We start from the raw sequence: 19,141 nt of genomic DNA on the forward strand, positions 1-19,141 counted from the left end.
AGCGTCGTCGGCGGGCGCGCTCCGTGGTACATAGGCGGGATCATGGGAGATCCGGACAAACCCGCCAAGAATGCGTCCCTCAGCCGCTTGCTCGGGCTCGCTCGTCCGGAGACCGCTCGGCTTGCGGGCGGGACCGTGTTCCTCGTCATCGGCACGCTGATGGGGCTGCTCGTCCCGCAGGCATTCCGGGTGATCCTGGATCGCGCGGTGGGCCAGGTGGGCGGCTTCTGGACGATCGATCGCGCGGCGCTCGCGCTCATCCTGGTGGCGGCCGTGCAGGCGGCCGCGACGGCGCTGCGTTTCGTGCTGTTCACGAGCGCAGGCGAGCGGGTGGTGACGCGCCTGCGGCGGGATCTCTTCGAGCACCTGCTCGCGCAGGAGATCGCGTTCTTCGACGAGCGGAAGACGGGCGAGCTGACGAGTCGGCTCGCGGCGGACACCACGCTCGTGCAAAACGCGGTGAGCGTGAACATCTCGATGGGGCTGCGTTTCGCGGCGCAGGTGCTCGGCGGCGTCGGCTTCCTCGTCTACACGTCACCCATTCTCACGGCCGTGATGCTCGGGGTGGTACCGCCGGTGGCGCTCGGCGCCGTGGCGTATGGGCGCCGGGTGCGCAAGCTGTCGCGCGAGGCGCAGGACGCGCTCGCCCGGTCGAACGAGGTCGCCGAGGAGACGATCGCGGGCATCCGGACGGTGCGGGCGTTCGCCGCGGAGAAGACGGAGGCGGGGCGATACACGAACGCGGTATGGGACGCCTTCGCCGTGGTATGGCGGCGCATCGTGACGAGCTCGGTGTTCATGAGCGTCTCGTCGTTCGCGGCGTTTGCGGCGCTCGCGCTGGTGCTCTGGTACGGCGGGCGGCTCGTTTCGCAGGGAGCGATGACGCCCGGCGGATTGACGTCATTTTTGATTTACACGCTCATGGTGGCGTTTTCGCTCGGCGGGATCAGCGAGCTGTGGGCCGACTTGATGCGGGCGTCGGGCGCGGCCGAGCGGGTCTTCGAATTGCTCGATCGCCCCCCGACGATTCCGCTCACGGAGGGCGCGCGGCCCGGTTCGGTGGAGGGTCGTATCGAGCTCTCGCGCGTGAGCTTCGCGTATCCCTCGCGGAAAGACCTGCCCGTGCTGCGGGACCTCGATCTCGTGATCGCGCCGGGCGAGGTGGTGGCGCTCGTGGGGCCGTCGGGATCGGGGAAATCGACGATCGCGGCGCTGCTCCTGCGTCTGTACGATCCGACAGGCGGGCGGATCGCCCTCGACGGAAAGGATTTGCGGGAGCTTTCGCCGGAATGGCTGCGACGTAACGTCGGGGTGGTGTCGCAAGAGCCGATGCTGTTTTCGTGCAGCGTTGCGGACAACATTCGGTATGGCCGGACAACCGCGACGGAGGCCGAGGTGGAGGCGGCGGCGCGGGCGGCGAACGCGCACGAGTTCGTGTCGAAGTTCCCGGAGGGATATGCGACGCTCGTGGGGGAGCGGGGCGTGAAGTTGTCCGGCGGGCAGAAGCAGCGGGTGGCGATCGCGCGCGCGGTGCTGAAGGATCCGCGGATCCTGGTGCTCGACGAGGCGACGAGCGCGCTCGATGCGGAGAGCGAGCACCTCGTGAAAGAAGCACTCGACCGATTGATGAAGGGGCGAACGACGCTGATCATCGCGCACCGATTGTCGACGGTGATGGGGGCGAATCGGGTGGTGGTGATCGAGGACGGAAAGATCATCCAGAGCGGGGACCACGCGACGCTGATGCAGCAAGGCGGGCTTTATCGGAAGCTCGTGGAGCGGCAGCTCGAAGGTGGGCGAGAGGGGGCGAGGGGGGAGGTTGTGAAGGGGCCGTCGGTCAACGCATTGGCGATCGTCCCGACGGTCGAGGGGGCGCAGGTTCTTTGAGCCTTCACCGCAGAACTCGTGGTAGTCTCATCTTGAACCATCATGCCCGGATGGGAACTCCACGACGGCGACAAGAAACTCGGCCCGATGAGCGAGGAGGCCGTGCGCTGGGCCATCATGCGGGGTTTGCCCTCGTCGACGCGGGTGCGGCCCGAGGGGCAGGAGGCGTGGATCGCGCTCGATGATCACCCGGCGTTCGCGGACGAGCTCGTCGCGCGGAGCTCGCGAGAGGGGCGGGCGCCGAGGCGCGGGCGGTGGCTCGCGTATACACGGATGGAGCTCGTACGCGTGGCTGTGGCGCTCGCCTCGGTCGTCGTGGCGGTGGTGGCGTATGGCCACGTCGCCGAAAACAAAGATGGGATCGTGCGCGAGATCGAGGATCGATGGCGCGAGAGCACTGCGCAGATCCCATCCGCGGAGCCGGCGCGCCCCGCGGCGTCCGTGGAGGAGCCGGGCGCGGTCGAGCAGGCGATCGAGGCGGCGAACGCCGCGCAGCTCTCCACGAGCGAGCGGATGAAATTGGCGAGCGCGGTGCTCGCGGATGCGCGGATGGATGGGCGCGCGGCGGTTTGCAAGGCGCGGGCGCTGCTCGAGACGTTGCCTCCGGCGGAGAAACGAAAGCCCGAGGTGGCGCGGGCGCTCGCGCAGCTCTCGTCGAAGGAGCTGCCGCTTTTGCGGGCCGAGCAGGCCGAATTCGAGAAGACACGCGGGGTCCTCTGCGGCGACGGTACGAAGCCGAGGGATTGTCCCTGCCACGGGGCTCACGAGGCCTGTTGCGTGCTCCACAAAGGCGTGGCGCGGTGCGAGCCATTGCCGACGCGCATTCGCTGTCCCTGAGCGTACCGAAAAATTCTACGCAACTGCGGAGGGGGTCGCGTCGATGAAGGGGCATGACGCGATGGTCCATCGTTGTGCTCGGGGTGCTTGGGGTATCGGCGTGCCGGGAGGAGAATCCGTTGGAGGTGCAACATATTTCTTCCGCGGATGAAGCGTGGTATGGTGTGGGGTTTGGCCTGCAAGGGGAGGTCGTGGTCTTCGACGGGAAGACCGGGGCCGTGACGAGCTCGGCCGAAGGGGGCGGAGGGACGCCGCGCGACGTGGCGGTCGATCCGGACGCCTCACGATTGTGGGTGCTCGAAGAAAATGAGGATGCGTCGGGCGGCGAGATCCGTGTGTGTCCGCTCGACGAGGGCGCCGTGGGGGCGTGCGCGCACGCGGCGTGGGTGGATGGAGGAGCCGCGCTTTTCGCGACGGACGGGGGGCTGTGGGTGTTCGAGCAAGGGGCGTACGGGCCTCGGTGGAAGGTGCTGCGGGAAGGCACGATCGCAAAAGGGGTCTACGCGCCGCGGCCCGCTTCGGTGTGGAGGGAGGGGGACCGGATGGAGGTGCTTTCGTACGGCGTGAACGAGGACCGATTGACGCGGATGTCGGGGACGCTGACGGAAAACGGGTTGGTCGTGACGACGGGCCTCGACCTCGGGGCGCCGGCGCTCCAGCCGCCGACAGCGCGATTCGTTCCGCTGTCGGCCGAATCCGGGCTGCTTTGGGACGTGGTGGGAGGTGATATTGCCGCGCGGAAGGTGGGCGCGCAGAGTGCGGAGGCCGCCGTGATGCTCGGGGTCGGGCCGGGAATCGAGAGGATCGAAGCGGCGGCGGTGCTCGGCGGGGCGGCGCTCGTGCTGTCGACGAATACATTGTGGGTCGTGGAGCTCGGGCAGGAAAACGGGGGTCTCGGCGTGACCGCGATCGCGCTTGGGGGGGAGGTTCGTCGGGCTGGTACGTTTTTCTCGCGAGACCTGGCCACGGCCGGGGACCGGGCGCTCGTCGCGACCGACCAGGGCGTGCGCGCCATCGTGGTGGAAAAGGATGGCGGGCCTGTTTTCCTCGACGAACGGTTCGAGGGCAGCTCCCTGCGAGGTCCGCTTTGGGTCGTGCGCGCTGCGAATTGACGCGCCGCGTGCCACCAAGATGTCACGAAAAACGGAGTGCGGTTCGGGGGGAAAACCTGTACATTCGAGCCGTGGCCTCCTCCCGAACCTTCATCCTTTGGGCTTTTGGGTTGGTCTCGGTCGTGGGTTGCTCGGACGAGCCGGTGCTCACGCCGAGCAACCCCCTTCCGGTGGACGTCGACGAGGGCAATGGAGGCAGCGGCGGCGACGCCGGGTCGGGTGGCGTCGGCGGCGTCGGCGGGACAGGCGGCGCAGGGGGAATGGGCGGCGTCGGGGGAATGGGCGGCGCGGGCGGAACAGGGGGCGTGGGCGGCGCGGGCGGCAGCGGCGGCGACGGGGTCCCGGTCGAAACCGATTGCATGGCCGACCTGGGTACGCCCGAGGTGTCCAAGGTGGGGATGCCCGGAAAGCTGCGGCTCATCGGGTGTGTGGTCACCCCGGACAAGGCATTCGCGGGCGAGGTGCTCATCGAGAGCGATACGCTGACGTGCGTGGGCCCGTCGTGCGAGAACGCGCCGGGCGCCGCGGAGGCGACGGTCGTCAAGACGCACGGGGTCATCCTGCCGGGGATGATCGATACGCACAACCACATCCTGTTCGATATCTTCGACGAGTCGGACTGGAGCCCCTCGAAGGCGTACGGCAACCACAACCAGTGGCCGAACGAGCCGCGTTACCAGGCGATGGTCGACGCGAAGCAATACATGAACGGCGAGGGGACGCCGAACCTCGACCCGGGCTTCGGCTGCGAGATGAACAAGTACGGCGAGATGAAGGGTCTCGTCGCCGGGACGACGAGCATCGCCGGCGCGGCGAACCCGATTGACAAGACGTGTTATGGGTCGCTCGCCCGGACGATCGATCAGAAGGCGAACGACCTCGGCGCGGACAAGGTGCAGGTCTCGACGTTGTTCCCGCCGTCGAGCGGCGATACGGTCTGCAGCAACTTCCTCGTCGACAAGACGGACGCGTACGTCATTCATTGCGGCGAGGGCGTGGACGAGACGGCGAAAAAAGAATTCACGACGCTCGGGACGGCGACGAACCCGGATGGCTGCCTGTACGCGGCAGAGACGACGATCGTCCACGGGACGGCGTTCGGGGCCGACGAATTCGGGGTGATGGCGGACAAGGGCATGAGCCTCGTGTGGTCGCCGCGCTCGAACGTGTTCCTGTACGGCGGCGGGACGGACTTCACGAAAACGACGAACGTGCCGATGGCCTTGTCGCTGGGCATCAACGTGGCGCTGGCGCCGGATTGGTCGCTCGGGGGCAGCCAGAACCTGCTCGACGAGCTGCGCTTCGCCAACAGGGTCGACAACGAGGCCTTCGGCGACGTGCTGTCGCCGGCCATGCTGGTCCGCATGGTGACGGTGAATGCGGCGAAGGCGCTGGGGCTCTCGGATGTGCTCGGGTCGCTCGAGGTCGGGAAAAAGGCGGACGTGACGGTGATCACGGGGGATGCGAGCGTGCCATTTGATACGGTGCTCGCGGCGCGGCCGAAGGACGTTTCGCTTGTTGTGGTGAATGGGGTGCCGCTTTATGGAGACGCCGTGCTCGCGGCGCTTGGGCCGCAAGCGCCGGGCTGCGAGGCGCTCGATATCTGCGGGGCCGCGAAATTCGCGTGTGTGGCCGAGACGGGCGGCACGACGGCGAACAAGTTCGGGCAGACGTGGGCCGACATTACGCAGATCCTGTCGTCGGAGCTCAAGACGTACGACGATATGAACCTGACGCAGTGGGATTTCGCGCCGCTCGCGCCGCTCGTGAAATGCGAATGATCGCTCAGGCCGTCTTGCGAAAGACGAGCGAGTGATTGTTGGCGGGCATGGGGACGGTCTCCTCGTGCACGAAGCCGGATTGACGTGCGAGGCGCTGGAGGTCGTCGAGGTCGCGCACGCCCCAGGACGGGTCCCTTTCCCGTAACGAGGCGTCGAAGGCCTCGTTGCTCGGCGCCGTGAAGGAGCCCGAGAATCGATAAGGGCCGTACGTGAAGAGCACGCCGCCCGCGGGGAGGATGCGCGCGGCGCCGCGGAAGAGGCCCTCGCACGCGCGGAAGGGGGCGATGTGGATCATGTTGATGCAGACGATGGCGTCGGCGCGAGAGACGGGCCAGGTGTCCTCGGAGGCGTCGAGCCGGAGCGGGCGGAGGAAATTCGGGAGATCGAGCTCAGCGCGGTACGCTTCGATGCTGATGAGCGCGTCGGAGTCGGGGTCGGTCGGCTGGAACGTGACGCTGGGGAGGTGCGCCGCGAAGTGGGCCGTGTGCTGACCCGAGCCACTCGCGATTTCGAGGGCAAAGGCGCCGTCCGGGAGGACACGTCGGAGGATGTCCAGGATGGGATCGCGATTTCTCTCGGCTGCAGGGGCGCGTCGCTTCATGGGGGCCTCCGGGTGGTGTATCCTCGGGCGCGTGGAGCTTAGCAAGATGCGCGCGTGGAAAGCAAAGCGAGGTTTGTGGATCGCGATCCTCGGGGCCTCGACGTTTGGCTGCCAGATCGTGGGCGGGCTGCCCGGCGAGCTTTCGCTCGATGAGGACCCGGGCAGCCTGCCTCCGCGGGATCGGCTGGTGTGGGAGGCGATCGAGCCCGGGCCGGAGATGGTCTACACGATGCCCGATTGGCTCATTTACATCAATAAGACCGACACGCCGCGCACGTCGCAAATTGGTCCGAATGCGCTGCGGATCGGATACCAGAAGAACGAGCCGAGGCCCCGCAACGTGGGGACGGGCTGGGGGCTCGCGCTGGAGACGGAGCGGACGAATTTGAATCCGCGGAGCAGGTGGGGAGGCGCCGGGTGGATCACGCCGGCCCAGGCGATGATGGCCACGCAGGACGCCCCCGATCCCGCAGGCGGAATGGATGGCGTGGCCCTGCTCTCCGCGGGAAAGCAGTCGTCACCCGGGATGATCGTGGACGGTGCGATTGCCTCGGCGTGGATCGCGGGCACGCAGGGAACGGGGCCGTTTGCGTATTTCGCGTACGGCAATGCGTTCGTGACCGTGGGCGACGCGGCATGGAAGCGGTACGAGGTGAGGACCGTCGAGGAGCAGCCCGTCCTTCGATTGACGACGGAGGCGGTTGGGGCGGAGCCTGCCATCGAGCAGCCGACGGCGATGACCGTGTACGCGGCGCAGGTGGAGGTGGGGACATATCCTTCGAGCTTCATTCCGACGACGGGGGCGCCGGCGCTCCGGGAGGCGGATCTCTTGCACGTCGACATGGAAACGCTGGCCCCGTCGGGGTATTTCGACGTGACGATCCGGTATGCGCCGCATTACGCGCAGAGGGAGCAGGTCGTTGATCAAGATCTCGTCGCGCTGGAGGACGACAGCGTCTTTTTTCGGATGAAGGCCGGGGCGATGGGAGGCACGTTGACGCTGCTCAAGGTGGGCTCGCCGGACAGCCTGCGGATCGAGGGGCTCGACTGGTCGCGGGATCAGGAACTCGAAGTGCGGGTGCAGTACCTGCCGAATCGGCGGCTGATTTCGATCAAGGGCGCGACGAAGGGAGATGCGACCGTGTCGAAGCTCGGGCGGGTCGAGCCCGTCGGGAAGGATTCCACCGTGTGGTTGCTCGGAGACAACGACGGTCCGCAGGAGAGCGTGGATCTTCGGTACATCGAGATTCGATAGGAATTGTCCCGCCAAACGGGTCCGTCAGCGCAGGTAGAGCCAGAGCCAGCTCCCCGCGCCGAAAAGGACGCCCGTCCCGAGGAGCACGCCGAATCCGCCGAGAAAGATCCATTGCCCGCGCTTCTTCGACTGCGCGAGCCCCCACGCGAGCGCGAAGAGGTGCGCGAGGACGAACACCACGCCGGAAGGCCAGGCGACGAGGCGGACGACGAGCTGGCCCATCGCCTTGGTGTCGTGCTCAAGCTCGGAGAGGCGCTCGAAATGCAGGTGGATCGTGAGCGGCATCGAGGCGACGGCCCACACGAAGGCGAGGGGGTAGCCAAAGAAATGCCCGACGGCGAGGCGCTCGAGGAAGAGGCGGAGCCGAAATCGAGGCGGGGCAGGCGCGTTCACCGGGCGATGGGGAGTTTTCTGTAGCGCGTGAACAGGGCCGATTGGCGGTTCGTGAGGTCGACCTTCTTGCCGCGAATGACGACGGCGAGCGGGCGCGAGGCGATTTCGAGAGGATCGCCGGACCAGACGACGAGGTTCGCCACCTTGCCCGGGGCGAGCGTACCGTATTTGGCGCCGAGCCCGAGCGCCGCGGCCGGGGCGCTCGTAATGGCAGCGATGGCCGCGGCGTGCGGCAATCCCGCGCGGACGGCGTTGCCGGCGACCTGGCGGAGCTTGCGCGCATTGTGGGTGTCGTTCGTGGTGATGACGACGGGGACGCCAGCGGCGTGGAGGAGCGCGGCATTGTCGTCGCGCATGCCGAGGGTGTCGAAGGTCGTGGGGCCGGGTTCGAGGGGATTGACGATCACCGGGACCTTCGATTCGGCAAGGCGAGGCGCGATCTTCCAGGCCTCGGCGCCGCCCGCGATGACGGGGCGGAGGCCGAACTCCTTGGCGAGCGCGATGGCGGCGAGGATGTCGGAGGCGCGATCGACGTGGAAGACGACCGGGACCCGGCCGGCGAGCGCGTCGCCGACGGCTTCGAGGTCGAGCCGGCTCGCGGCGAAGGGGCGGCTCTGGTTGCGCTCCCAGGCGGCGCGGTTTTTCTGGAACGTACGGGCGTCGTCGAAGACCTCCCGCGCGAGGTGCAAGGCCGCCGCAGGGCCGCCGCGATCGCCGTCGAGGCTGCCGTCGAGGTGGACGTGAAGCGCGAGGGGGCCCGCGGCGAGCGCCGATTCGCGGGTGTCGCCGTCGAGGTCGGCCCAGGTGGATTGTCCGGAAAAGAGGCCGCCGAGCGGGACGACAGCGGCGGAGGTGACGCCCTCGGCGCGCGTGATGCCGACGACGGTGGAGGCGGGATTGTAGCCGTCGGCGGCGCGGAAGGCCGCGCGAATGGGGTCTTTGCCGCCGCGGTCATCGTCGTGCGTGGAGTCTTCGAGCGAGATCTCGACGAGGCCGATGGATGTGAGCGCGTCGACGAAGCCAGGCGTGACAATGGCGCCCTTGGCGTCGATGGTCGTGACGCCGGTCGGGACGGCGAGGCCCTTGCCGATCTTCTGCACGAGGCCTTTTTCCACGAGGATCGTGGCATCTTCGAGGATCTCGCCCGTGCCCGTATGAACACGGCCGCCGACGATCGCCAGGGGCGCGGCGGCGGCAGGCTCGGTGGCCTTCGCCGCCGCGGGGGCCGGGGCTGGCGCGGGGCGGGCGGGCTGCGCGAGGGCCTCCGTCGCCGCGAAATGGGTGGTCAGGACGAACAGGGACGAGGCAAACGTCTTTCGCAGGGATCGGGGGTTCGTCACGGCGCACCTCCGGGCAGAAGGGTCGTGGGCCGGCCGGTGTCTTGGCCGAGTTCGAAATCGCTCCAGGGTGGGCGTTTTTTGCCTTTTTGGTACACGGTGGCGCCGTCGATCCAGACCTCCTCGGCCGAGGCATAGACCGAGAAAGGATGGCGGTCCCAAAGGACGACGTCCGCGTCCTTGCCGACTTCGAGTGTGCCGACGCGTTTGTCGATGCCGAGGGCCCAGGCCGGGTTGTACGTGAGCCATCGAATGGCCTCCTCGTCCGTGAGGGGCATTCCGGCGCGTCGGCCGCTGGCGAGGGCTTTGCTCGCCTCCTGGTTCATGCGCTGGACGCCCTCGGCCGAGTCGGTGTGTACGATCGGGAGGGCCCCCGATTCTTGCAGGAGCGCGATGTTCTCGGGGATGCCGTCATACGCCTCCATTTTGAAGCCCCACCAATCGGCCCAGGTGGAGACGGAGACGCCCTTTTTCGCGAGGATGTCGCGGATCTTGTACGCTTCGAGGGCGTGGTGGAAGCTCCGCACCTGGAAGCCCACCTCGTCGGCGAGCGCGAGCATGGCGAGCATGTCGTCCGCGCGATAACAATGGATGTGGACGAGGACCCTGCCGCGCATGGCGCCGACGAGCGTCTCCTTGGCGGGGTCCCGCGGGGGCGTGGCGTCCGGGTCGCTCGGTCGCGGAGGATCGAGGGGTTTGTCCCAGTCTTTTTGCCATTCGGCGCAGGGAGGGTACGAAGGATCGTCGTTGCATTGCGCCTGCTGCTTCTGGCGGGATTCGACCTCGGCCTCGTAAGCGGCGCGCTTCTTTTGGTCGTCGCGGAGGCGGTTCGCCTCGGTGGTGCGATGTCGTTGCCAGTCGTCTTCGTATTTTTTCGCGTCGAGGAAGGCTTTGCGTTGCATGGCGAGGTTGCCCATGCGCGTGCCGGGCGCCACGTGGCGGCCGTTGCCGTAGGTGCGCTTGGGATTCTCGCCGCAGGCCATCTTCAGGCCGTCGGGCGCATTCGGGAAGTGCATTTGCCGCGGCGAGAGGGCGGGGCGGAGCTTCAAGGTGACGGAGCGGCCGCCAATGAGGTTCGCCGAACCGGGGAGGATCTGGAGCGTGGTGACGCCGCCGGCGACGGCGCGCTCGATGGCCGGATCCTGGGGCCAGAAGCCGTCGACGGTCTGCACGTCGGGCGTGACGGGCGAGCTCGCCTCGTTGCCATCGAGGTGCGCGACGGTGCCCGGCATCGGATAGACGCCAATGTGCGAGTGCGTGTCGATGATGCCGGGCGTGACGAACTTGCCCGCGGCGTCGAGGATTCGCGCGCCCTCGGGCGGCGTGAGGTCCCCCTCGGCGACCTGCGCGATTTTGCCGCCCTGAAGGAGAATGCTGCCGCGCGGGATCGTCTTGCCCGTGGCGAGCCAGAGCGTCGCATTGCGGATGAGGATCGGCGGCGATGCGGCGGCGGGCGTCTCGATGCCCGCGGCGGTGGAGGGGCGCGCTTCCCAGGGGAAAGGGACGTCGGGCGGAGGCGCCTCGGCCTTCGCAGGCGAGCTCGGAGGCGCGGATGTCGAGGAGGAGGCGCAGGCGGGAAGAGCGAGGAGGAGCGGCGAAAGGAGCCGGAACGCGCGGCGGGAGAACATTGGGCGGGACGGTATCACACCCGGACGAACGCGCGGGGCATCCACGTATCGCAGCTTGCTGCGAGATCACGCTGCGGGCGCATTCTCCAGCGCGGGTCGTCGCGCGACGATGAGCACGTTGGAGAAGGGCGTGGAGCCCCACGCCGGCAGGACATCACAGTGGAAGCCGCGCGCTTCGAGGAGCGCGGTGATGCTTTGCGCAGGCCGGAAACGAACACGCTCGCCGCGGTTGAACCGTACGGCCGTGAAGATTTTCTCTTCGAGCAAGGTGGCGAAGCTGCGGAAGCCTCGCTCGGTGTCGGCCTCGCGCACGAGCAGGCGGCCGCCGGGTTTCACGTGGTCGGCAGCGCAGCGGAGGATCGCGTCCTGCTCTTCGATCGTGAAGTAGTGGAGGAGGTCGATGAGGAGCACCGTGTCGGCCGGCGTGGCCTCGAAGCGGCGCGCGTCCTCGCGGGCAAACGTGGCCTCGGCGGGCCCGGCGCCCTCGGGACGCGTGGCGGCGGCGCGGCGCGCGGCCTCGATCTTGGTCTCGTCCCAGTCGAGGCCATGCGCGCGCGTGGCGCGGCCGAGATCGAGGAGGAGGATCGGGAGCTGGCCGCGGCCGGTGCCGATGTCGAGCACGTCGCCGAGCGCGCCGTCGCGCGGGCCCTCGATGTCGGCGATGAGGCGCGCGATAGGGTCGAGCGAGAGCTTGATGCGAACGTAGTGGAAGAGGCTCTTGTCGGCGGCAGAAGGGCTCTCGGGCGAGGCGAAGCGCGAGGCGACGCGCTCGGCGGCGACGATCCAGGGAGGCGCGTTCTCCGGGAGGCGGTAGGGCGGGAGCGCGCCCGAGGCAGGGCGGATGGCGCGTTTGGCGAGGACGAATGTGACGGTGAGGGCGAAGCCAGCAGCGGCGAGGGCGAGGCCGACGAGGGGAGCGCCGACGAGCATGTAGCCGGCGAAGTCGACGACCGTGCGGTAGCTGGCCTCGATCGGGGGTTTGGGGGCGTAGCTCGGCTCGCCCGAGCGCAGCCCCCAAGCGTCAACCGCGTGATCGAGGCGGAGCCATGCGCCGGTGCGGAGGCGCGCGCCGACCTGGATCTCCGCGGTGATGAGGAAGGGCGCGAAGAAAGGGTTCGAGACGTTCGCCGCGGCGTACGCGAGCACGGCGTGCAGGCGGAGCCTCAGGCAGACGACGAGGACGAGGAGGAGGTGGAAGCCGAAGACGGGGAGCGAGCCGATGAACAGGCCGATGGCGACGGCGGCGCCGAGCCGCGCGGGAGAGAGGTCCTCGCCTTGGAGGTCACGGAAGGCGCGCCGGAGCTCCTCGCGCCAGAGGGAAAAGGTCGCCAAGTCTCAGGTGGGATTTGGGGGAGCGGAACCCCCAAGCGTCAAGTTGGAGTTGATGCGCCCTCGCGGGACCGTCGGGGCTGCTTGGCCGCGCGCGCGTTGCGCTGGGCCTCGACCAGGCGAAGGTACATCTTCGCGCTCTTGTTGTCCGGGTCGACCGAGAGCGCCGCGCGGAAACAAGTGACGGCCTGATCGGGGCTGCCGAGGGCGAGCATCGTGAGGCCGAGGAGGACGTGGGCCGGCGCGTACCGCGGGTTCGCCTCGATGGCCGAGGTGTAGTGCTCGCGGGCGAGGGCGTGGTTGCCCTGATCGCGGTAGAGGTTGCCGAGGCGAGCCTGCAAATCGGGGAAACGCGGGCAGAGATCGACGGCGCGGCGCAGCTCCGCGATGGCGTCGCGTGGGCTGCCGGCGTCGAGGTAGGCCTGCGCCAGGTCCGCGTGCATGTTGGCGATTTTGCCGCGGACGAAGGGGTCCGAGGTGGTGCCCGTGTGCTCCGACTGGATGCGTCGATAGACCTCGCGCGCGGCCTCGTAGTCGCCGAGGTCGGCGTGGGTGACCGCGAGGTTCATGAGCGCCTCGGTGTAGGCGGGGTTGATGCGCGCGGCGTTCGCGAAGTGAAACCGCGCGCCCAGGAGATCTCCGCGATCATGGAGGATCACGCCCAGCATGTCGTGCACGTCGGCGAGCTCGCCGTGGAGCGCGAGCGCTTCTCTCAGGGCGGGCTCGGCGCGGTCGTAATCCCGTCGTTGGTAGTGCTCGCGCGCGACGCGGAGCAGGTCCTTGAGGCGCTCATCCATGCCCCAAAGCTTACGTCGGCCAGGCCGACTCGGCGATGCGTGGGCGCAAAAAAGCCTACGTTTTCCAGTACTTCGACCGAGGCGGAAGCTCGGGCGTGTGCATGCACGCCGCTCTTGCCGCCTTCGTCTGCTCGGGGTACGTGCATGCCGTGGCGGACGTCCCGGAGCCGATCATCCCCGTCGAAGAGCGCAGAGGTCCGCAGGGGCCCGAGCTCGACGACATGAACGATCCGTCGCCCGAGCCGGGAGGGAGCGTCGCGGACGCTTCGAGGTCCAAACGTCCGCGACTGGTCGTGCCGCTGCGAAGGCGCGAAGCCGAGGGCCCGCCCGCCGCGCCGCGCGGGCCGCTCTCGGGGCTCGCGGGCGGCGGCGCAGGTCCATCGCCTTCGTCCGGGCTCGAAGGCCCGTCGGCGCGGCCGCTGCCGCGCGCGCACGGAGGCGTGTACCTGACGCCGCGCATGACGGCGATCTTCGGCGGCCTGTTCGGGCTCGCGACGGTGACGTCGATCATCGCGCTCCTGATCCAGGTGGTGCCGCCGCGCAACGAGCGCGCGCTCATCGCAGGCGCAGGGCTCACGCACCAGGCCTCGACGCCGGAGAATGCGAAAGGCGGTCCGAACGCGCAGGCGACGAAGCGCAAGCGCGAGCCGGTCCCGGGTCCGTGGCGGTTGTCGGAGCTCGCGAAGGATCCGTCGGTGCAGATCGTGTCGGGCACGATCGATCGCAGGAGCTTCGTGGAGGCGCTCGCGGAGAAGGACGTTCCGAAGGCCCAGACCTACCGGATCATGAAGGCCTTCGAGGGGACGCGGAAGTTCGACAAGTGCGGCCGCAAGGACAAGTTCTTCGCGGCGCTCGATCGCGCGACGAAGCGCGTGCGCGCTTTCGAGTACGAGGTCTCGTCGCTCGAGGTCTACCAGGCGCGCGAGGATCAAGGCGGCATCCTCGCCGGCACGCGGCTCGACATGAAGGTCGCCGAGGCCGAGGTCGTGGGCGCGTTCTACGTGAGCAAGGACGTCGTCGCGTCGTCTCTGGCCGGCGGCTTGGAGGACGGGGTCCTCACGACGATCGATGACGCGCTCGGCGGTCGTATCTCGTCGGAGGCGTTCGAGGAAGGCTCCACGGTGCGCGTGATCGCGGTGGAGGAGACGGCGCTCGGGATGTTCGCGCGATACAAGAAGATCGTCGCGCTCGAGTACAGGCCCGCCGATCCCGCCGAGAAGCCGATCCGCATCTACTTCTTCAACGGGCAGGAGGCGCGCGGCTACTGGGACGATCACGGCAAACAGCCGTACTCGGGCGGCTGGCGCTCGCCGCTCCCGGGCGCGCCGGTGACGTCGCACTTCAACCCGAAGCGGCTACATCCGGTGCTGAAGCGGCCGATGCCGCACAACGGCACGGACCTCGGCGCGCCGACGGGGACGCCGGTGTACTCAGCCTACAAGGGCACGGTCGACTGGGTGGGGCCCGCCGGGCCGAGCGGGAACCTGGTGACGATCATGCACCCGAACGGCGTCCAGACGGGCTACGCGCACCTCTCGCGCTTCGCGCCCGGCATCAAGGTCGGCATGAAGCTCGGCGTGCATCAGCTCGTGGGGTACGTCGGTTCGACGGGCCGATCGACGGGCCCGCACCTGCACTTCAGCGCGAAGAAGGACGGCAAGTTCTTCGACGCCTTGACGCTGCAGATGGACGGCGAGCGCGTGCTGCCGCCGATCGATCGCGCCGCGTTCCTGGAGGCGAAGGCCGAGCTCGATCGGCGTCTCGACGCGATCCCGCTCCCGGAGCCGCCGCCCGAGAAGCCCGCGCCCGCAGCCGCCGCGCCGGGCGCGCCGCCGTCGCCCGCGGGGAGCGCCGCGCCTGCCGCGCCGGGCGCGCCGCCGTCGCAGCCGGCGGGTGAGCCGGCCGCGGCCCAGCCAGGCTTCGTCGAGGAGACGGGCGACGATGAGGATGAAGGGGGCGGCCAGCCGATCCCCGCGCCGCTCTTGAACGGCCTGCCCATGGGACCGTCGTCGGCGACGCCGATCGGGTCCGCGGCGGGCAAGAAGCCGCCGGCCGCGCCTGCGCCGGAGGCGCCCCCGGATGATCCGGGTGAAGAGTCCGAGGCACATTGAGCGCGTCGGGGATCGTTTGAGCCGCAACGAATCGTCGAAGCCGGTGCAGATCGCGCAGGCGGGCGACAGCGTGCTCGAAGTGGAGGAACCCGACCTTGTGATCTACCGCCTCGGCGGGGTCGTCGAGGGGCACCAGCTCCGGACGCTGCGCGTGGCCGAGGGCCAATGGAACGCGGGCAAGCCCTACTTGCTCGTGCTGGTCGACATCTCGCGCCAGATGAGCTCGACCATGGACGCGCGCAAGGCGTCCACCGAGCCCGCGCTCGGGACGCACAACCGCGCGATCGCGATCTGCGGCGGCAACCACTACGTGCAGGTCCTCTCGGACCTCGCGGTTCGCGCGATGCGCTCGCTCACGCGTACCGAGGTGCAGGTGCGTTTCTTCCCGGACGAGGAGATCGGGCGGGCCTGGCTTCAGGCGCAGCGCGACGAGCTCGCGTCGAAGGCGAGCTGATCTCCTCCGTGGGCAAGGGCCACCTCGGGACAAAACACCAAAACCCCCTGTCCGTCCCGTGAAGGGGGAGAGGGGGTTTTGGGGACCAAACGGGCAGCGATCAGCGCTTCGAGTACTGGAAGCGCTTGCGGGCGCCCGGCTGACCGTACTTCTTGCGCTCCTTCTTGCGCGCGTCGCGCGTCAAGAAGCCGGCGCGCTTCAGCGAAGCACGGCGCTCGGGGTCGGCGAGGCAGAGGGCGCGCGCGATGCCATGGCGCATCGCCTCGGCCTGCGCGCTGTGCCCGCCGCCGGACACCGTGGCTTGCACGTCGTACTGGTCGACGAGCTCGAGGAGCTCGAGCGACTGACGCATGATCATCTGGTTCGTCTCGCGCACGAAATAGTCGTTCGCGCCACGAGCATTCACCGAGATCTTGCCGGAACCCGGCGAGATCCACACGCGCGCGACGGCCGTCTTGCGCTTACCGGTAGCGTAGATGCGATTGTTCTCGGGCATGGATCGGCCTCAGTTCACGCAAGGGGCTGCGGCTTCTGCGCCGCATGGGGATGATCCGGTCCGGCGTACACCTTGAGCTTCGTGATGAGCTCGCGGCCGAGGATGTTCTTCGGGAGCATTCCCTTGACCGCCTTGACGATCGGCAGCTCGGGCTTGCGCTCGAGCAGGTGACCGTACGCCTCGGTCCGGAAGCCACCCGGCTCACCGCTGTGCCGGACGTACTGTTTCTGCTCCAGCTTGCGTCCCGTGAGCGCCACCTTCTGGGCGTTCACGATGATCACGAAATCCCCCGTATCGACGTGGGGCGTGAACGTGGGCTTGTTCTTGCCACGCAGGATGGTCGCAACTTGCGAGGCGAGGCGGCCGAGGGGCTTGCCCTCCGCGTCGATCACCCACCATTTACGATCTGCGAGCGCCTGCGCAGGCTTAGCGCTGTACGACTTGGGGACAGGATTCATCGCTCGGACTCCGAGGGACACCAGCTAGCTGAAAGGGGCGCAACTTCTACAGGCGGGGTGGCGGTCTGTCAAGGATCGACGAGGGCAAAACCGCATCGGATCGTTCGTGATCCACCCGTCCTCACACCCGAAGGGTGCGTAAAACCCGCCGCGTTGACGGCAAGGCCACCCTTGGCCGACCTTGCCTGGACCCATGATTGCTTTCGAACCGACCGAAGACCAGCGGTTGATGCAGGACGCCGTGGCGGAATTCGCGAAAGCCACGCTTCTGCCCCGGACACGCGAGCTCGAACACGCGCGCGGCGTGCCCGAGGACATCCGGCGCACGGCACACGAGATGGGGCTCGGGCTCGTCTCGGTCCCCGAGGCCGCCGGGGGCCAGGGCCAAGGGCTCGTGACCGCCGTGCTGATCGAGGAAGAGCTCGGCGCCGCCGACGCAGCCGCAGCGTTTGGCCTCGCAGGGCCCGGCGCGTTCGGTCGCGCGGTGATCGAGCTCGGCGGACCGGAGCGCGCAGCCGAGCTGCTCGCCGGCTTCGCAGAGGAAGGCGGTTGGGACCGGTTCGGCGCGGTCGCGTGGAGCGAGCCCGGGCCGTGTCGCACGCACGAAGGTTTCGCGACGAAGGCCGAGCGGACCGACGAGGGCTACCGGATCACGGGGAAGAAGGCGTTCGTGGGGAACGCGGCGCTCGCCGATCGGTTCCTCGTGTTCGCGCAGGTGGAGCCCGAGCGCGGGTGGGGCGGGATCGGCGCGTTCGTGGTGCAGCGAGACAACACCGGGATCCGCGTGGGGGAGCGGCACAAGACGCTCGGGCTCGACGCGGCGAGCTTCGGGGAGGTCGTGCTGGAAGGCGCGGTCGTGCGCGACGCGGATCGGCTGCATGGCGACGGAGGCGAGGAGGGTTTTACCCGCGCTGCGCTGCGCTTCTTCGTGAAGCATGCGCTCGTCGTGGCGGCGCGGGCGGTGGGGCTCTCGCGCTTCGCGTTCGAGCTGGCGCGCGAGCACTGCGACACGCGTGTCGCGTTCGGAAAGCCGATCGGCCACTTTCAGGCCGTCGCGTTCACGCTCGCGGATCGAGCGATGGACGTGGAGACGTCGCGCTGGCTCGTGTGGAAGGCGGCGGCGGCGTGGGACGCGGGTCTGCCGGAGCGGGATGCGCTGCTGGCGTCGGCGCGCGCGGCGGCGCACGCGTTCGAGGCGACGATGCGCACGGCCGATGACTGCGTGCAGCTCTTCGGCGGCTCGGGCTTCATCCGCGACCTCGTGGCCGAGAAGCTGATGCGCGACGCGAAGCAGCTCATGCTCGCCGCGCCGACGGCCGAGCAGCTCGATCAGCTCGCGAGCGCGATCGAGCTCGGGCAGAAGCTCGATCCCGCGCTCGTGCTGCCCACCCCCGACACCCAGGCGATCTTCACCTGACGGACCGAACGAGGAGCCGACGATGATCGAATTTGCTTTGAGCAAGAAGCAACACGAGCTGAAAGAGGCGCTCCAATCGCTCGGACGTCACGTGATCCGGCCGATGAGCCTCGACATGGATCGCAACAAGGAGGTGCCGGAGTCGTTCCTGCGCAACTTCATGATGATGTCGAGGGGCTTCCGCTCGGACGACATCGCGGAGTTCTCGGAAGGCACGCCGCGCAAGGAGCGAGATCCGAGCAAGCCCTCCGAGGCGAACCGCACGGCGGTGATCGCGGCCGAGGAGCTCGCGTGGGCAGACGCGGCGATTCCGCTCAGCATGCCGGGGCCGGGGCTCGGCGCGCCGCCGGTGCGCGCGACGGGGACGCCGGAGCAGAAGAAGCGGTTCCTCGGGATGTTCCGCGACATGGATACGGGCCCGCTCAAGTGGGGCGCGTACGGGCTGACGGAGCCGGGCGCGGGCAGCGATGTGGCGGGCATCCGCACGAGCTGTCGCAAGGACGGCGCGCACTGGGTGCTGAACGGGCGCAAGTGTTACATCACGAACGGCGGCCGCGCGGTGTGGACCGTCATCTTCGCGACCGTGGATCCTTCGCTCGGGCGCGCGGGGCATCGCGCGTTCGTGGTGGAGAAGGGGACGCCCGGGTTCGAGGTCGGCAAGATCGAGGACAAGATGGGGCTGCGCGCGAACGAGACGGCGGAGCTCGTGCTCGAGGATTGTCGCGTGCCGGAGGAGAACCTGCTCGGCGGCGAGGAGGCGTATCGATCGAAGGAGGGCTTCATGACGGCGATGAAGACCTTCGACAACACGCGCCCGCTCGTCGCAGCGATGGCCGTGGGCATCGGGCGCGCGGCGTACGAGTACGCGCGCGACTTCGTGAAGCAGAACTACGTGCTCGGCCGGCCGATCCCGAGGTACGCGGCGATCGCAGAGAAGCTTGCGAAGATCGGGCGACGTCTGGAGGCGGCGCGGCTGCTCGTGCACCGCGCGACATACCTCGCGGACATGAACATCCCGAACGCGAAGGAGGCGAGCATGTCGAAGGCCGCGGCGGGGCAGGCCGCGACGCTCGCGTGCATCGACGCGATCGAGATCTGCGGCGCGCACGGGACGCTCCAGGCAGAGCACGCGCTGCTCGAGAAGTGGTTCCGCGACATCAAGGTCTACGACATCTTCGAGGGCACCGGGAACATCCAGCGCGTGGTCATCTCGAAGCGGATCGTGTCGAACCTGAAGTCATTTTGACA

General features: G+C 68.6%; 17 protein-coding genes. 9 read left to right on the forward strand and 8 right to left on the reverse strand.

The window, feature by feature from the left end; all coding sequences use genetic code 11:
• Window positions 1–42 precede the first annotated feature (42 nt).
• The 4 genes from POL67_RS01360 (at window position 43) to POL67_RS01375 (ending at window position 5,617) form a co-directional block, all read left to right on the forward strand.
• Window positions 43–1,887: an ABC transporter ATP-binding protein gene (locus tag POL67_RS01360; protein ID WP_271914713.1), complete on the forward strand. Its 1,845-nt coding sequence runs from the start codon at window positions 43–45 to the stop codon at window positions 1,885–1,887.
• A gap of 42 nt (window positions 1,888–1,929) precedes the next feature.
• The gene (locus POL67_RS01365; protein WP_271914715.1) at window positions 1,930–2,724 is read left to right on the forward strand and encodes a DUF4339 domain-containing protein; all 795 of its coding nucleotides are present in this window, start codon (window positions 1,930–1,932) and stop codon (window positions 2,722–2,724) included.
• Window positions 2,725–2,849: 125 nt separating this feature from the next.
• Entirely contained in the window at window positions 2,850–3,836 is a 987-nt protein-coding gene (locus POL67_RS01370; protein ID WP_271914717.1) for a YncE family protein, read from the forward strand.
• 71 nt (window positions 3,837–3,907) lie between these two features.
• Window positions 3,908–5,617: an amidohydrolase family protein gene (locus POL67_RS01375; protein WP_271914721.1), complete on the forward strand. Its 1,710-nt coding sequence runs from the start codon at window positions 3,908–3,910 to the stop codon at window positions 5,615–5,617.
• Window positions 5,618–5,621: 4 nt separating this feature from the next.
• Here the strand turns inward: POL67_RS01375 and POL67_RS01380 are convergent, their stop codons facing one another.
• Window positions 5,622–6,218, reverse strand: a complete 597-nt coding sequence (locus tag POL67_RS01380) for a DUF938 domain-containing protein (protein ID WP_271914723.1) — start codon at window positions 6,216–6,218, stop codon at window positions 5,622–5,624.
• A gap of 31 nt (window positions 6,219–6,249) precedes the next feature.
• On the opposite strand from POL67_RS01380, the gene POL67_RS01385 reads away from it, so the two are divergent.
• The gene (locus tag POL67_RS01385; protein WP_271914725.1) at window positions 6,250–7,473 is read left to right on the forward strand and encodes a phage head spike fiber domain-containing protein; all 1,224 of its coding nucleotides are present in this window, start codon (window positions 6,250–6,252) and stop codon (window positions 7,471–7,473) included.
• 24 nt (window positions 7,474–7,497) lie between these two features.
• Here POL67_RS01385 and POL67_RS01390 read toward each other — a convergent pair whose 3' ends face one another.
• The 5 genes from POL67_RS01390 to POL67_RS01410 form a co-directional block, all read right to left on the reverse strand.
• Entirely contained in the window at window positions 7,498–7,866 is a 369-nt protein-coding gene (locus POL67_RS01390) for a hypothetical protein (protein WP_271914727.1), read from the reverse strand.
• Window positions 7,863–9,206, reverse strand: coding sequence for an amidohydrolase family protein (locus POL67_RS53420; protein ID WP_271914730.1), 1,344 nt, complete (start codon window positions 9,204–9,206; stop codon window positions 7,863–7,865). The genes POL67_RS01390 and POL67_RS53420 overlap by 4 nt, the downstream gene beginning before the upstream one ends.
• Window positions 9,203–10,831 carry an amidohydrolase gene (locus POL67_RS01400; protein ID WP_271914733.1) on the reverse strand — a complete coding sequence of 543 codons (1,629 nt, stop codon included), beginning with the start codon at window positions 10,829–10,831 and terminating at the stop codon, window positions 9,203–9,205. Before POL67_RS01400 ends, POL67_RS53420 begins: the two co-directional genes overlap by 4 nt.
• A 66-nt stretch (window positions 10,832–10,897) precedes the next feature.
• The gene (locus POL67_RS01405) at window positions 10,898–12,163 is read right to left on the reverse strand and encodes a DUF2062 domain-containing protein (protein ID WP_271914736.1); all 1,266 of its coding nucleotides are present in this window, start codon (window positions 12,161–12,163) and stop codon (window positions 10,898–10,900) included.
• Between the two features lie 38 nt (window positions 12,164–12,201).
• The gene (locus POL67_RS01410) at window positions 12,202–12,957 is read right to left on the reverse strand and encodes a tetratricopeptide repeat protein (protein WP_271914739.1); all 756 of its coding nucleotides are present in this window, start codon (window positions 12,955–12,957) and stop codon (window positions 12,202–12,204) included.
• Between the two features lie 101 nt (window positions 12,958–13,058).
• On the opposite strand from POL67_RS01410, the gene POL67_RS01415 reads away from it, so the two are divergent.
• Together POL67_RS01415 and POL67_RS01420 are read left to right on the forward strand one after the other, a co-directional pair.
• Window positions 13,059–15,068: a M23 family metallopeptidase gene (locus POL67_RS01415; RefSeq protein ID WP_271914742.1), complete on the forward strand. Its 2,010-nt coding sequence runs from the start codon at window positions 13,059–13,061 to the stop codon at window positions 15,066–15,068.
• 16 nt (window positions 15,069–15,084) lie between these two features.
• Window positions 15,085–15,522 carry a hypothetical protein gene (locus POL67_RS01420; RefSeq protein WP_271914745.1) on the forward strand — a complete coding sequence of 146 codons (438 nt, stop codon included), beginning with the start codon at window positions 15,085–15,087 and terminating at the stop codon, window positions 15,520–15,522.
• Window positions 15,523–15,622: 100 nt separating this feature from the next.
• Here the strand turns inward: POL67_RS01420 and rpsI are convergent, their stop codons facing one another.
• Window positions 15,623–16,018, reverse strand: coding sequence for a 30S ribosomal protein S9 (gene rpsI / locus POL67_RS01425; RefSeq protein WP_136927400.1), 396 nt, complete (start codon window positions 16,016–16,018; stop codon window positions 15,623–15,625).
• Between the two features lie 14 nt (window positions 16,019–16,032).
• A complete protein-coding gene (rplM, locus tag POL67_RS01430) occupies window positions 16,033–16,476 on the reverse strand; it encodes a 50S ribosomal protein L13 (RefSeq protein WP_271914751.1) in 444 nt (147 codons plus the stop codon).
• Between the two features lie 193 nt (window positions 16,477–16,669).
• Here rplM and POL67_RS01435 point away from each other — a divergent pair, with 193 nt between their 5' ends.
• Window positions 16,670–17,893 (forward strand): acyl-CoA dehydrogenase family protein, encoded by a 1,224-nt coding sequence (locus POL67_RS01435; RefSeq protein WP_271914754.1) that lies wholly within the window; start codon window positions 16,670–16,672, stop codon window positions 17,891–17,893.
• 22 nt (window positions 17,894–17,915) lie between these two features.
• Entirely contained in the window at window positions 17,916–19,139 is a 1,224-nt protein-coding gene (locus tag POL67_RS01440) for an acyl-CoA dehydrogenase family protein (RefSeq protein ID WP_271914757.1), read from the forward strand.
• Window positions 19,140–19,141: the final 2 nt, after the last annotated feature.

The organism is Polyangium mundeleinium (assembly GCF_028369105.1).
In the GTDB taxonomy this organism is placed as follows: domain Bacteria; phylum Myxococcota_A; class Polyangia; order Polyangiales; family Polyangiaceae; genus Polyangium; species Polyangium mundeleinium.

Coding starts and splice junctions, on each gene's coding strand:
- POL67_RS01440 (WP_271914757.1), top strand. CDS start 17,916: ATGATCGAATTTGCTTTGAGCAAGAAGCAACACGAGCTGAAAGAGGCG.
- POL67_RS01365 (WP_271914715.1), top strand. CDS start 1,930: ATGCCCGGATGGGAACTCCACGACGGCGACAAGAAACTCGGCCCGATG.
- POL67_RS01380 (WP_271914723.1), bottom strand. CDS start 6,218: ATGAAGCGACGCGCCCCTGCAGCCGAGAGAAATCGCGATCCCATCCTG.
- rplM (WP_271914751.1), bottom strand. CDS start 16,476: ATGAATCCTGTCCCCAAGTCGTACAGCGCTAAGCCTGCGCAGGCGCTC.
- POL67_RS01415 (WP_271914742.1), top strand. CDS start 13,059: ATGCACGCCGCTCTTGCCGCCTTCGTCTGCTCGGGGTACGTGCATGCC.
- POL67_RS01410 (WP_271914739.1), bottom strand. CDS start 12,957: ATGGATGAGCGCCTCAAGGACCTGCTCCGCGTCGCGCGCGAGCACTAC.
- POL67_RS01435 (WP_271914754.1), top strand. CDS start 16,670: ATGATTGCTTTCGAACCGACCGAAGACCAGCGGTTGATGCAGGACGCC.
- POL67_RS01360 (WP_271914713.1), top strand. CDS start 43: ATGGGAGATCCGGACAAACCCGCCAAGAATGCGTCCCTCAGCCGCTTG.
- POL67_RS01400 (WP_271914733.1), bottom strand. CDS start 10,831: ATGTTCTCCCGCCGCGCGTTCCGGCTCCTTTCGCCGCTCCTCCTCGCT.
- rpsI (WP_136927400.1), bottom strand. CDS start 16,018: ATGCCCGAGAACAATCGCATCTACGCTACCGGTAAGCGCAAGACGGCC.